Here is a 13,723-nt window from a genome sequence, read left to right as displayed (position 1 = left end):
AAACGCAACCGGCGGAACCATGCAGATTTGCATGCCTAAGGCCCAGAATCGGGCTAGGCTATGCCGGTAGCGCAGGACTATAAGCCGCGCGCCCTTTCTGCCATTGTGCAGTGAAGCATTTTAGAGGCCTCCAGGCTCTCCCATGACAAGTGACGTAGCGATTTCCGCCCCGGAAACGACGGCGGCCAATGGGCATGGCGAGGCCCACACCACCGCCCGTTTCGGCGCGCTGACGCTCGGCAGCATCGGCGTCGTCTATGGCGATATCGGCACCAGCCCGCTTTACGCGTTCCGCGAGGCGGTGATGGCCGCTTCGGGCGCGGAAGGCGCCCCGACGCCGGCGGCCATCCTCGGCGTGGTCTCCCTGATCCTGTGGGCGCTCATCGTGGTGGTGACGCTCAAATACGTCGTGATCCTGCTCCGCGCCGACAATAACGGCGAGGGCGGCACGCTGGCGCTGATGGCGCTGGCCCAGCGCGCGGTTGGAACCGGCGGGGCGACCATCGTCCTGCTCGGTATCATTTCCGGGGCGCTGTTCTACGGCGATGCCGTGATCACGCCGGCGCTCTCGGTGCTGTCGGCGATCGAAGGCATGAAGGACGTCACCCTGACGTTTGAGCCATACATCGTCCCGCTGACCGTGGTGATCCTGGTCTGCCTGTTCGCGGTGCAGTCCCGCGGCACGGCGCGCGTTGCGGCGTTTTTCGGCCCGATCATGTGCGTCTGGTTCGCAGTCCTCGCGGTGGCGGCGATCCACCCCATCATCGAGCAGCCGCAGATCCTGTTTGCGCTGAATCCGCTTTACGCGGTGTCCTTCATGCTCCACCACGGCATCATCGGCTTCGTGACCCTGGGCGCGGTGTTCCTGGCCGTGACCGGTGCCGAAGCGCTCTATGCCGACCTCGGCCATTTCGGCAAGCGGCCGATCCAGACCGCCTGGCTGTTCATCGTGCTGCCGTCGCTGGCGCTGAACTATCTGGGGCAGGGGGCGCTGGTGCTCGGCGATCCCGGCGCGATCGTCAGCCCGTTCTTCCAGCTCTTTCCGCAAGGCTTTTTCCGCGGCACCATGGTCGTGCTGGCTACCATGGCGACCGTGATCGCGAGCCAGGCCGTCATCACCGGCGCCTATTCGCTGACGCGCCAGGCGATCCAGCTCGGCCTGCTGCCGCGCTTCGAAATTCGCCATACGTCTGAAGCCCATTCCGGCCAGATCTTCATCCCGCGCATCAACCAGCTGCTGCTGGTCGCGGTGGTGCTTCTGGTGCTGCTGTTCCGCTCCTCCAGCGCGCTGGCCTCGGCCTATGGCATCTCCGTCACCGGCACCATGGTGGTCACGGCGATGATGGGCTTTGTGGTGGTGTGGAAGGTGTGGCGCTGGTCGCCGATCGCCGCTGGTGCGCTGATCGCGCCGTTCCTGTTCCTCGACCTGACCTTCCTCGCCGCCAATCTGCTCAAGGTGTTCGAGGGCGGCTGGGTGCCGCTGGCGCTCGGTGCGGTCATGATCATCCTGATGTACACGTGGCGGCGCGGCAGCCGGCTCTTGTTCGAAAAGTCGCGCAAGCTCGAGTTCCCGCTCGCCGATCTCGTGGCCATGCTGGAGAAGCGGCCGCCGCAGCGGGTGCCCGGCACCGCCGTGTTCCTGACCTCGGACCCGCTCAGCGCCCCGACCGCGCTGATGCATAGTCTGAAACACTACAAGGTGCTGCACGAGAAGAATGTCATTCTCACCATCGAGACCGCGCAGACCCCGCGGATCGACCTGGCCGAGCGCGTCAGGCTGGAGCAGATCTCACCGACCTTCTCCAAGGTGACGCTGAAGTTCGGCTTCATGGAATCGCCCAACGTGCCGAAGGCCCTCGCCATCGCCCGCAAGCTCGGCTGGCAGTTCGACATCATGTCGACCTCGTTCTTCCTGTCGCGCCGGGCGCTCAAGCCCGCCGCCCATTCCGGCATGCCGCGCTGGCAGGACCGGCTGTTCATCTCGCTGAGCCGCTCCGCCAACGACGCCACCGACTATTTCCAGATCCCCTCGGGGCGCGTCGTCGAGGTCGGCACCCAGGTGACGATCTAGGGCGGGAAACCAACGCCGGACTTCAAGTCGCTGCGATTTAGCTTTAACTTGCGCCGCGCGGCTCAAGCCTTTGTGGCGCTTGATTTTCGTTTCCCGAGAGGCGAGGTTGCCGCGCGCCGGGATCGCCCCGGCATGCAGCCCGCGACGTTGGAGGATGAAGTGGCAAACCAGGTACAGGATCTGACCCCGGACGAGGTCTCCAAGGGTGTCGCGGAAGGGCGCTATCTGCTCGTCGACGTCCGTGAGCCGAACGAGGTCGAGGCCGAGGCCTATCCCTATGGCGTCGTGGTTCCGCTCTCGACCTTCGATCCCAAGGCGATCCCCGATCCGCAAGGAAAGCAGGTCGTGTTCGCCTGCCGCTCGGGCAAGCGCTCGGTGACCGCCTCGCTGGCGGCGCAGGCGGCGGGCCTGCCTTACGACAAGCATCTGGCCGGCGGAATGCTGGGCTGGAAAGCGGCGGGTCTTCCCAGCAAGGTCGGTGGCTGATCGGCCCCAATGCCTAACAAGATGTCCAAGAGCTCGTCCCTGAACAAGGTCTTCGCCGACCTTCCCGTCACCATCTTCGAGGCGATGTCGCAGGCCGCGCGCGACAATGCCGCCATCAATCTCGGCCAGGGCTTCCCTGACGATCCCGGCCCCGAGGACATCCGCCGCGCCGCGGCCGAGGCCTCGCTGAACGGCTACAACCAATACCCCTCGATGATGGGCCTGCCGGAGCTGCGCCAGGCGATCGCGACCCATTACGGCCACTGGCACGGCCTCAAGCTCGATCCGATGAGCGAGGTGATGGTCACCTCCGGCGGCACCGAGGCGCTGACCTCGGCCATCCTCGCGGTGGTTCAGCCCGGCGACGAGGTGGTCTGCTTCCAGCCGGTCTATGATTCCTATCTGCCGATCATCCGCCAGGCCGGCGGCATTCCGCGCCTGGTTCGCCTGGAGCCACCGCACTGGCGGTTGAATGAGGACATGCTGAAAAGCGTGTTCAATTCAAAGACCAAGGCGGTACTGTTCAACAACCCCTTGAATCCCTCCGCGGTGGTCTATCCGCGCGAGGACCTCGAGCTGCTCGCGCGCTACTGCCAGGAGTTCGACGTCATCGCGATCTGCGACGAGGTCTGGGAGCACGTCACCTTCGACGAGCACAAGCACATCCCGCTGATCACCATCCCCGGCATGCGCGAGCGCACCATCAAGGTCGGCTCGGCCGGCAAGATCTTCTCGCTGACGGGCTGGAAGATCGGCTTCGTCTGCGCTGCGCCACAGCTGTTGCGCGTCGCCGCCAAGGTGCACCAGTTCCTGACCTTCACCACCGCGCCGAACCTGCAGGCCGCCGTCGCCTACGGCCTCGGCAAGTCCGACGACTACTTCCTGTCGATGCGCAAGGATTTGACGCGGAGCAGGGACCGCCTGACCAAGGGCCTCGAGAGCCTCGGCTTCCCCGTGCTGAAGTCGCAGGGCACCTACTTCCTCACCGTCGACCTGTCGCCGCTCGGGCTCAACGAGAGCGACACCGAGTTCTGCTGGCGCATCGTCAAGGACTACAAGGTCGCCGCGATCCCGGTCTCGGCGTTCTACGAGCAGGACCCGGTGACCTCGGTGGTGCGCTTCTGCTTTGCCAAGAAGGACGAGACGCTCGACACCGCGCTGGAGCGGCTGTCGGACGCGGTGCGTGGACGCAAGAGGTAGACAGAGATGACCAATGTCAGCCGCTCGGGGTTTCGCCTCGGTCTTGCAATCGCCGCAGCGCTGACGTTGCTCTCCGCCCCCGCCGGGGCCGAGGAGCGGGTCGTCAACTTCTACAACTGGTCCAACTATATGGCGCCTGACGTCCTTGAGGCCTTCACCAAGGAGACCGGCATCAAGGTGGTCTACGACACCTTCGACGCCAACGAGACGCTGGAGACGCGCCTGATGGCCGGCAAGTCCGGCTACGACGTCGTGGTGCCCACGGCCTACTTCCTGCAGCGCCAGATCAAGGCGAACATCTTCCAGAAGCTAGACAAGGCGAAGCTGCCAAATCTCGCCAATGCCTGGCCCGTGGTGACGCAGCGCCTCGGCATCTACGATCCCGGCAATGTCTACGCCGCCAACTACATGTGGGGCACGACGGGCATCGGCTACAACGTCGCCAAGGTGAAGCAGATCCTTGGGGCGGACGCGAGGATCGACAGCTGGGACATCGTCTTCAAGCCGGAGAACCTCGCCAGGTTCAAGGACTGCGGCGTGCACATGCTCGACTCCGCCGACGACATCTTTCCGGCAGCGCTGAGCTGGCTCGGGCTCGATCCGAACTCGACCAAGCAGGCGGACCTGGAGAAGGCCGCCGACGTCGTCGCCAAGGTCCGGCCGTCCGTGCGCAAGTTTCACTCCTCCGAATACTTAAGCGCGCTCGCCACCGGCGAGATCTGCTTCGTGGTCGGCTGGTCCGGCGACATCATGCAGGCCCGCGCCCGCGCGGCGGAGGCCAAGAGCGGTGTCGAGATCGGCTACACCATTCCGAAGGAGGGCGCGCAGATGTTCTTCGACAATCTCGCGATCCCAGCGGATGCCAAGAACGTCAAGGAAGCCTACGAGCTGATCAACTATCTCTATCGTCCGGACGTTGCCGCCAAGAACTCGGACTTCCTGTCCTACGCCAACGGCAACCTCGCCAGCCAGAAGCTGGTCGATCCGAAGATCCTGAACGACAAGAACATCTATCCGGACGAGGCGACGCTCGCAAAACTGTTCGTCATCACGGCGCGCGAGCCGGCGACCCAGCGGATCATCAACCGGCTGTGGACCAAGGTGAAGACGGGGCGGTAGGCCTTCCCGCGACCAGCCTCGAATCCAAAACCTGAAAACAACCCCATGCACAGTAGAGCCGGGACGGAAATCATTGGGCTTTTTTGATTTCTGGAAACGCGAAATATTCGGTTGCGGCGTCGGGCAAAACAGCGGCAGAATGGCATGATGCGGTTGGCCTGTGCTGTGGCCCTAAATTCCTCCATCATGCCCCGCGAAGGCGGGGCATCCAGTACGCCGCGGCCTCTCGGTTCAACGACAACTGTCTCGGCGTACTGGATCGCCCGGTCAAGCCGGGCGATGACAGCTAACTGTGACGAGGGCGCGAACCTCACCACTCATAACGCACCGTGCCCTTGCCAGTGTAGGTCTGCGTGCTGCGGGAGAACTCGCCTTCGACGGTGCCCGCGAGCGAGAGGCCGTTTCGCCACTTCATTTCCGCGCGGCCGCCGACCAGCGCGGAGTCTGCTGCCGGTTGCGCGCCGTTGACCGTGAAGGCCGCGCCGGGGAGCGTCTGGAAGGCGGCGTTCACGAGGCGGTTCGTATTGGTGTCGTGGGCCCAGGCGAGGCGGCCGCGCAAAGTGAGCACGCCGTCGTTGACGAGAAAGCGCTGGTCGGTGCGGGCGCCGAGCTCGGTGCGGACATTGGTGGTGTCCTGCGCCGTGTAGGAGAGCGCGAACTGGTTGCTGCCGACGATCGCGGTCTCGCCATAGCCGGGGAGGTGGAAGGTCGTGACTTGTGCGGCCGCGTAAGGCGTCACGCCGAAGCTCGATGCGGGGATCGGTGCGAAGCGCCAGCCGGCTTCCAGGCGGCCCGAGAAGGTGCTGGCCTTGAAGTTGGCGGTCAGCTTGTCGGTGCCAGACACCGTCACGGTGCGGTCGGTGGTGACGTCCTGCCAGCCATAGGCGAGGGCAGCCGAGAGATAGGCCGGTCCAAAATTGTGGCGGGCATAGAGGCCGGCCTGGAACAGATCGGCGCGGCCGCTGCCGAGACTGTCGGACAGCGCAAAGTTGTAGCCGGCGCCGCCGAGCGCGAAGCCGACCAGCGTGTTCGGCGAGACGCGGTAGTCGGCGCCGACCACGGTGCCGTAGATGCGGCTGGTGGTGGTGCTCGAACCGGCCGCAGTGTTGCCGTTCAACGTGCTGGCGCCGCCATAGCCGGAAGCCCACACGCCCCAGCGCCGGTCGACGACATCGCCGCTTGCATCGCGGGGCGTCACCGCGGCGTAGGCCTCGCGCACCCTGGCGTTATCCGGTGCGGTGGAAGCGTAGCCCAGCGTCCCGCCGTCGCCGGCCGTGCCGCCACGCTCGCCATCTGTGCCGCCGCCACCGAACGGATCAAGCATGCCCACGAACTGCTGCGTGGCATTGAACGCGGCCTGCGTGCTGGCGGCGCCGGGCTGGCCGGAGACCTCGCTGAGGGCGCGGTTGAGCTGGGCGCCGCCCATGTTGAGCAGCGCATCGAAGCCGGCCGGCGGCGTCGCGCCGCCTTCGACCGCCTTGTTGATCGCGCCGGCCACGTTGCTCTGGTTGCCGCCGGTGCCTGCCGGCAGCACGATCGTGCCGGGATCGAGCACGAGATAGACGTTGTTGAGGTCGTAGGTGAGGTGCGGATTGCGGGTGGGGCTGAAGCTGCCGGTGACGCTCAGCCCGGCGAACTGCGTTCCGCCAAAGCCGCCGGTCGCGTTGAGAATGGTGTAGGTCTGGCTGCGGAAGCTGCCGGGAATCGCCACCGCCTGCACGGTGGCGCCGCTCAGCGTCGCGATGCCCGAGACATTGGTCCGGTCGGCGGCTGTCGTGGAGACCTCGACTCTGTAGAAGCTGCCGGCACTGAAGGCGAGGTTGCCGCTGACGGTGAGCGTGCCGATCGAATTGCCCGGCGCCAGCGTGCCGCCGCTCGCAATCGTCGTGGTGCCGACCGCGCCGGTGCCGCCGAGCGTGCCGCCGCTGTTCACGGTGAGGCTGCTGGAGGACGCAATCGAGCCGTTCACCGCCAGCGTGCCGCCGTCCACGATCGTGGCGCCGGTGTAGGTGTTGATGCCCGAAAGCGTCAGCGTGCCGGTGCCGACCTTGATCAGCGATGTCCCGGTGATGTGCGCGTCGCCAGTGAGCACGCCGGTGACGGTCGTCGACAGATTGTTGCCGCCAACCGTCAGTTCTGCACCGTTGAGGTTGAAGGTGCCGCTGCCGGCGATCGAGCCGGCGCTGATTTTGCCGTCGCTGCCCGGGCCGGGGGTGTTGAAGTCGATGACGGCGCTGGAGGTGGTGTTGATGAGCTGCGCGTTGCCGGCGGTGGAGTTGCCGTCGAACAGCACGTTGCCGCTGTTGACGATGGTCGCATCGCCGGCCGTTGAGTGGCCGTAGAACGCCAGCTGCGCGTTGTTGGCGATATCCGCGCTACCTGCCGTGGTATTGAGGAATGCCAGCGTCCCGGCGGACACCGTCGCGCCGGAAAAACCTGCCGCGCCGGTCAAGGTCAGCGTGCCGGCGCCGGACTTGGTCAGCGTGCCGCCGCTGATGCTCTGGCTGATGACGAAATCGTTGGCGGCGTCCGCAATGTCGAATGTGCCGCCGCCGGCACCCAGGGTGACGGTGCGTGCGGTGGCGTTGAATGCCGTGCCTGATATTTGCAGGGTGCCGCCGTTGAAGGTCAGGCCGCCCGCGAGGTCGCCGAGATTGGCGTCCGAGGAGACGCTGACCGTTCCGCCGGCGAATGTGGTGCCGCCGGTGTAGGTGTTGGCGCCTGTCAGCGTCAGCGTGCCGGTGCCGGTCTTGACCAGCGAGCCGCCGGTGCCGCCGCTCGCGCCGCCATCGGCGATCACGCCGGTGACGGTGGTCGACAGATTGTTGCCGCCGACCGTCAGTTCGTTGGCGCCGAGATAGAAGGTGCCGTTGCCGGCGATCGAGCCGGCGCTGAGCTTGTGGTCGCCGCTCGCGCCGGAGCTGCCGGAGAAATCGAAGACGGCATTGGCCGCGTTGTTGATCAGCTGCGCATTGCCGGCGGTCGAATTGTCCTGGAAAGTGGTCGTGCCGCCGGCATTGTTGGTGATCACGGCGCTGCCGGCCGTGCTGCTGACGACAAAATTGATGGTATTGGTGTTGGTGATGGAGGCGTTGCCGGCCGTGGAGTTGTCGCGGAAAACCAGCAAATTGGAGTTGGTGATGGTCGCGCTGCCAGCCGTGCTGTCGTTGTAGAAATACAGCCAGCGATTGTTGGTGAGCGTGGCGTGGTCTGCCGTGCTGGTTTCGTTGAAAGACAGCCAATTGTTGTTGGTGATCGTTGCGTTGCCGGCCGTGCTGCCGCCGTAGAAATACATGAGGTTGTTGGTGGTGATGATTGCGCTGCCGGCCGTGGCGTTTCCGGAGAGAAGGACCGTGCCGCTGCTGCTGTTGGTGATGGTGGCGGTCCCGGCGGTGCTGGTGTCGTAGAAGTATATCGAGCCGTTGTTTGAGATGGTCGCGGAGCCGGCGCTGCTCGCGTTTTGGAAGTTCGTGGTTCCGTCGTTGGAGATGCTGGTGATGCCGCTGGTGTCGGCGTTGACGACGTCGAACGTGCCGCTGGCGCCAACGTTGACGGTTCCCAGAATGGAGCCGACGCCGCCGGCACTGCCGAGCTGTAACGTGCCGCCGTTGATGGTGGTGCCGCCGGTATAGGTATTGGCGCCCGACAGGGTCAGCGTGCCGGTGCCGATCTTGACCAGCGAGCCACCCGTGCCTGAGATGACGCCGCTGACCTCGGTCGAGGAATTGTTGGAGCCGACCGTCAGCTCGTTGGCGCCGAGGACGTAGCTGCCGGCCCCGGCGATCGATCCCGCGCTCAGCCTGCCGTCGCCGTTCGGACCGGTGCTGTTCGAGAAATCGATGGTGCCTCCGGCGTTGTTGATAAGGGTGGCGCTTCCGGCCGTGCTGCTGTACCGGAACTGGAGGACGGAATTGTTGGTGATGGTGGCGCTGCCGGCCGTGCTGGTGCCAAGGAAATACAGAGTTCCGTTGTTGGTGATGGTGGCGTTGCCTGCCGTGTTGGCGTCGCTGAAGTCCAGCTCGTTGTTGTTGGTGATGGTGGCGTTGCCCGCCGTGCTGGTGCTGAAGAATCCCAGGGTATCGTTGTTGATGATAGTGGCGCTGCCAGCCGTGCTGCTACCGAAGAAAGACAGGGTATGGTGGTTGGTGATGGTGGCGCTGCCGCCGTTGACGGTGATGCCGGCACCCGTGAAGGTCAACGGACCGTTGACGTCAAACGTGTAGTTCGAGGCGCCCGCATTGAAGGTCCAGCCGCCGACGCTGACGCTTGAAACCGCAAGGCTGGTGGTGTCCGAGGTGCCGAAGGAGGCCGTGCCCACCGGCACGAAGCCGCCGTCCCAGTTGGAGGCGGTGCCATAGTCGTTGCTGCCGGGGGAGGCGAGCCAGGTGCCATTCGACGAGCCGTGCGAGGGCGCGGCCGGCAGCATCCAGGCCAAGGCCAGCGCCGACGACGTCAGCAGCGCGGCCCGCAGGTGGCGGGTCGCCTTGAAACAATCTTTCCCCGTCTTCACTACGTCCCCCAACACGTCCCGAGTCCTCGGCTGGATTCATCTCATCGGCAGGGAGTGGTGTCCTGATAAGCGGTTGGCTAGTTTCTGAAAGTTTCTGATATTTGTGTTTCAGACCCGATTTTCGGGCATTTTCGGCAGACTTCGGCTATATGAGCCGCCTTGAGAGACGTGTTGGGGGATAGCTTGCTTCGTTTCGCCGGCTTCGAGCTGGACCTGCCGCGCGCGGAGCTGCGCGGGGCCGATGGCACGCCGATCAAGCTCCGGCCCAAGACGTTCGAGATGCTCCGGCTGTTCGCCACCAGTGGCGGCCGCGTGCTCAGCAAGCAGGAGCTGATGGAGGCGGTCTGGCCGAACGTCCATGTTGGCGAGGACAGCCTGTTCCAGTGCATCCGCGAGCTTCGCACCGCGCTCGGCGACGAGCGGCGGCAGCTGATCAAGCTCGCCTCCGGCGGCGGCTATCTGCTGGCGACGGAGGTCTTTGCAGCGCCCGAATCCGGCCCGGTGCAGGCCAAGGAAACCCGGCCGGACCCGGGCGGCGAGGTCGCGCCCCCGCCGCCGGCCGAGGTCGCCGCGGCGTCTGCGAGGCCACAGCGCGCCTGGTTCGGCTTGAGCCGGCAGGCCACGGTCGCCGCCGTGGCCGGGCTCTGTGTGATCGTCATGGGGCTTGCAGTTGCCGCGCCCGTGCTGAAGCCGGACCTCCTGTTCAGGCGAACGCCGCCGCGGCTCGCGGTGATGCCGATCGTTGACGACAGCAAGGACGCGCGCGGCGCGGCGATGGCCGCAGAGGTCACCGCCCGCCTCACCGATGGTTTTGCCAGGATCCAGAACATCAGCGTGGTTGCGCCACGACTGGCGGCCAGGAGCGGCGACAGCACCGCTGCGTCCGCCGCATCATCCGATTACGAGCTGCGCGGCGAACTGGAGCGCAGCGACAAGTCCTGGACGCTGCGCGCGCGTATCATCAAGGCTGCGACCGGCGAGGTGCAGTCGGTCGTCGCAGCGTCCGTCACTGCTGACGAGGCGGACGCGCAGCTCGCGCAGTCCCGGCTCGTCGCCGGCGTCGGTCACGGGCTTGCGCGCCGTCTCAACGAGATTCTGGAGTCGCGTGCGCCGCGCCCTCTGGTAGCCGGGGCGTCGGCCGGCGGCGACAAGGTTGCGGTCGAGCAGGCGCTCGCCTCGATCAACCAGACCACGCGCGAGCGTTTTGGCGCGGCACAGGCCATGCTGCAAAAGGCGCTCAGCGACGACCCCGACAATCTCGACATCGCGGTTGCACTCGCTTCACTGCAGATGCGCGGCATTCAGATGGTCTGGTTCAGCCCGGAGGAGGCTGTTGCGGTCGAGGCCAGGGCCAACGCGACGCTGGAGCAGGCGCTGCGGTCGAAGCCGAATTCGATTCCGGTGCTCGAGGCCTATTGCCGCTTCCTCAGTGCGACCAACCATTTTGTCGAGAGTCTCGTCACCTGCGCCAAGGCGTTGAGCTTCGATCCGTGGAACGGGTCGGCGCTCTATCTAATCGGTCTTGGGCAGATCTATCTCGGCCGCTTCGACGATGCGCTCGCGACATTCCAGCAGGCCGATCGCTACGACACGCCGCAGGCCTCGCGCTGGACCTGGCTGCTCGGCGCGGGCATGACCTATGCCTTGATGGGGCGCTTCGAGGAGGCATTGCCGTGGCTGCAGCGCTCGATCGCCATTACGCCCGGGACCGGCCGCTCGCACTTTCTGCTCGCTGCTGCCTACCAGAGAACGGGCCGCCTTGAGGAGGCGAGGGCGACGATGCAGGAAGGGCTGAGGCTGCGGCCCGGCACGACGAAGCTCAACGTCTCGCCGCCGATGAAGAACGCAAGTCCGGTTTGTGTCGCAGCCTGGGATCGCGTCGTGCAGGCCGAGGTCGACGCGGGATTGCCGGAGCAGTGAAGGCGCGAGAGCTTCGGAACCCTCGCTGTCATGCCCCGCGAAGGCGGGGCATCCAGTACGCCGCGGCGTGAATTGTGAGAGCGAGCTCTCCAACCCAGGCCTCTGGAATACTGGATCGCCCGGTCAAGGCCGGGCGATGACACCGAGAATGAGGCGCGCTCTCGGCCTCCACGCAATGACGGAGTAACTACCGCCACCTGCGGTGCAGCCAGAGCCACTGCTCGGGATGCTCGCGCACCCAGCTCTCCACCACGCTGGTGATGGCCTGCGTCGTGCCCTGGATGTCGATCTTGCCGTCGGCATCGCGCACCGGCTGGACTTCTTCCGTCAGCTCGCCGCGGAAGCGGCCGCCGGGCAGGCGGATGATGCGGACGCCGTGGATCGGGCATTCGACCTGGCGGAGCAGGCGGGCCAGCATCGGGTTGGCGCGGGTCTTGCGGCCGAAGAAGGCGACCTCGACGCCGCCGGTCAGATACTGGTCGATCAGCATCGCGACATGCTTGCCGTCCTTCAGCGCCTGCGCGAGGCGCAGCGGCGCGTCGCGGCCGGCCGGGATCAGCGTGCCCATGTTGACCTGGCGCATCTCCTGGATGATGCGGTCGGCAGACGCAATGTTCGGGCGGCGATAGAGGATCGCGGCGTCCAGTCCATGCGAGACGGCGGCAAGTGCCGGCAATTCCCAGTTGGCGAGATGCGCGGCAAAGATCAGCGCCGGCTTGCCGTCGTCGCGGATCTGGTCGAACAGCTCGACGCAGCGCGCCGAGAGTTCGATCCGGCTCTTTTCGGGATGGTCGCGGTCGTAGTCCCAGACGTGGTCCATATGGGCGAACTCGGCGCCGACGCGGCCGAGATTGTCCCACACGCCCATCAGGATGTTTTCGATCTCCTCCGGCGACTTCTCCGGAAAGGCCGCGGTGAGATTGGCGCGGCCGATGCGGTGCTCGCGCAGGCGCGGGCCGATCGATTTCACGACGCGCGCGAAAAAATCCGAGGTCTTGACCGGATCGAAATAGCGCGTGGTGCGCAGCATGCCGACGGTGGCCGCGCCGATCAGGCTGCCGCCGATCGACTTGGCAGCATTGCGCGCGCGGATCTTCGCGCCGAGAGAAATCAGCGCCATGCGTCCGGTCAGGCCGGTTCGCGGGTCAGAATCAGCGAGGCGTTCTGGCCGCCGAAGCCGAACGAGTTCGACATCACCGCGGTGACGCGGGCATCGCGCGCCTTGTTGCCGACGACGTCAAACAGGATCGTGGGATCCGGGGTCTCGTAGTTGATCGTCGGCGGAATGCGCTGGTGCTCGAGCGTGAGCAGCGAGAAGATCGCCTCGACTGCGCCTGCGGCCGAGATGGTGTGGCCGACCATCGACTTGTTGGAGGTGACCGGAATCTTCTGCGCGAGCTCGCCGAACACGGCCGATGTCGTATTGAACTCCATCTTGTCGTTCTCGGGCGTCGCGGTGCCGTGCGCGTTGATGTGATCGATCTGGTCCGGCGTCATGCCGGCATCGGCCAGCGTCTTGTTCATGCAGCCGATGATCGGCTTGCCATCGGGAGACGAGCGGGTGCGATGGAAGGAATCGGTGAGCTCGCCGCAGCCGGCGATCACGCCGAGAATCTTCGCGCCGCGCGCGGTGGCTGCCTCGTAGCTTTCCAGCACCAGCGCGCCGGCGCCCTCGGCCATGACGAAGCCGTCGCGGTTCTTGGAGAAGGGACGGGAGGCCGCCTGCGGCGGATCGTTCTGGGTCGACAGCGCCGAGAGCAGCGAGAAGCGCACCAGCGCTTCCGGATTCACGGTGCCGTCGGTCGCGACGCACAGCGCGGCATCGGTCTCGCCGCGGCGGATCGCCTCGACACCGAGCTGGATCGAGGTCGCGCCAGAGGCGCAGGCCGTCGACAGCGAGATCGGCGAGCCCTTGGTGCCGAAGGTCTCGGCGAGATAGGCGGCGACTGAGCCGAACATGAAGCGATGGTGATAGGCGCTGTACTTGCCGCCGCCGGAGATGCGCAGCAGATCGTCATAGTTGAAGTCCTGCGCGCCGACCGCGCGGCCAAGCTCGCGGCGCTGCGGCCACTCGACCTCGACCGGCGCGACCGCCAGGAAGAGTGGGCCCGGGAAATCAGCCTTGGCGCCGATGCCGGCCTGCTCGAGCGCTTCCTGCGTGACGAGCTCGGCCATCCGTTCGGACAAGGCGGTGGAGGAGAACGGATCGACGCTGACGAAATCGACGGTGCCGGCCATCGTGGTCTTGAGGCCCTCGACCGGAAAGCGCGTGATGGTGCGGATGCCGGATTCGCCGGCCACGAGCTTCGCCCAATTGTCGGCCTTGCCGGCGCCGAGCGAGGTCATGATGCCCATGCCGGTGACGACGACGACGGGACGCCCGAATTTGTCGCGTGGTGCAGTCATGTCGATCCCCC

General features: G+C 65.8%; 8 protein-coding genes. 5 read left to right on the top strand and 3 right to left on the bottom strand.

From position 1 onward, the window contains the following. Positions 1-142: 142 nt before the first annotated feature. From XH79_RS01130 to XH79_RS01115, 4 genes are all read left to right on the top strand, one after another. Positions 143-2,071: a potassium transporter Kup gene (locus tag XH79_RS01130; protein ID WP_212338865.1), complete on the top strand. Its 1,929-nt coding sequence runs from the start codon at positions 143-145 to the stop codon at positions 2,069-2,071. 159 nt (positions 2,072-2,230) lie between these two features. Further along, positions 2,231-2,557, top strand: coding sequence for a rhodanese-like domain-containing protein (locus XH79_RS01125; protein ID WP_080138282.1), 327 nt, complete (start codon positions 2,231-2,233; stop codon positions 2,555-2,557). Positions 2,558-2,578: 21 nt separating this feature from the next. After that, entirely contained in the window at positions 2,579-3,757 is a 1,179-nt protein-coding gene (locus tag XH79_RS01120) for an aminotransferase (protein WP_271580715.1), read from the top strand. Positions 3,758-3,763: 6 nt separating this feature from the next. Beyond that, positions 3,764-4,876 carry a polyamine ABC transporter substrate-binding protein gene (locus XH79_RS01115; RefSeq protein WP_271580332.1) on the top strand — a complete coding sequence of 371 codons (1,113 nt, stop codon included), beginning with the start codon at positions 3,764-3,766 and terminating at the stop codon, positions 4,874-4,876. Positions 4,877-5,186: 310 nt separating this feature from the next. On the opposite strand, the gene XH79_RS01110 is transcribed toward XH79_RS01115, so the two are convergent. Beyond that, positions 5,187-9,401: an autotransporter outer membrane beta-barrel domain-containing protein gene (locus XH79_RS01110; protein ID WP_271580331.1), complete on the bottom strand. Its 4,215-nt coding sequence runs from the start codon at positions 9,399-9,401 to the stop codon at positions 5,187-5,189. Positions 9,402-9,569: 168 nt separating this feature from the next. Between XH79_RS01110 and XH79_RS01105 the strand changes: the two genes are divergently transcribed. Further along, on the top strand, positions 9,570-11,306 hold the full coding sequence (locus XH79_RS01105) for a tetratricopeptide repeat protein (RefSeq protein ID WP_271580330.1): 1,737 nt from the start codon (positions 9,570-9,572) through the stop codon (positions 11,304-11,306). A gap of 187 nt (positions 11,307-11,493) precedes the next feature. Here XH79_RS01105 and XH79_RS01100 read toward each other — a convergent pair whose 3' ends face one another. Both XH79_RS01100 and XH79_RS01095 read right to left on the bottom strand, forming a co-directional pair. Further along, complete coding sequence (locus tag XH79_RS01100) at positions 11,494-12,426, bottom strand: lipid A biosynthesis lauroyl acyltransferase (protein WP_271580329.1); 933 nt, start codon at positions 12,424-12,426, stop codon at positions 11,494-11,496. Positions 12,427-12,434: 8 nt separating this feature from the next. Continuing rightward, a complete protein-coding gene (locus tag XH79_RS01095) occupies positions 12,435-13,712 on the bottom strand; it encodes a beta-ketoacyl-ACP synthase (protein WP_271580328.1) in 1,278 nt (425 codons plus the stop codon). Positions 13,713-13,723: the final 11 nt, after the last annotated feature.

The sequence above is a fragment of the Bradyrhizobium sp. CCBAU 45389 genome, from assembly GCF_028128625.1.
In the GTDB taxonomy this organism is placed as follows: Bacteria; Pseudomonadota; Alphaproteobacteria; order Rhizobiales; family Xanthobacteraceae; genus Bradyrhizobium; species Bradyrhizobium liaoningense_B.
The sequence above is the reverse complement of the archived record's forward strand: the minus strand, read 5'-3'. Positions and strand labels throughout refer to the sequence as shown.

Bases quoted from the DNA above. Each gene is read 5' to 3' on its own strand.
- XH79_RS01130 (WP_212338865.1), top strand. From the start codon at position 143: ATGACAAGTGACGTAGCGATTTCCGCCCCGGAAACGACGGCGGCCAAT.
- XH79_RS01120 (WP_271580715.1), top strand. From the start codon at position 2,579: ATGTCCAAGAGCTCGTCCCTGAACAAGGTCTTCGCCGACCTTCCCGTC.
- XH79_RS01115 (WP_271580332.1), top strand. From the start codon at position 3,764: ATGACCAATGTCAGCCGCTCGGGGTTTCGCCTCGGTCTTGCAATCGCC.
- XH79_RS01100 (WP_271580329.1), bottom strand. From the start codon at position 12,426: ATGGCGCTGATTTCTCTCGGCGCGAAGATCCGCGCGCGCAATGCTGCC.
- XH79_RS01095 (WP_271580328.1), bottom strand. From the start codon at position 13,712: ATGACTGCACCACGCGACAAATTCGGGCGTCCCGTCGTCGTCGTCACC.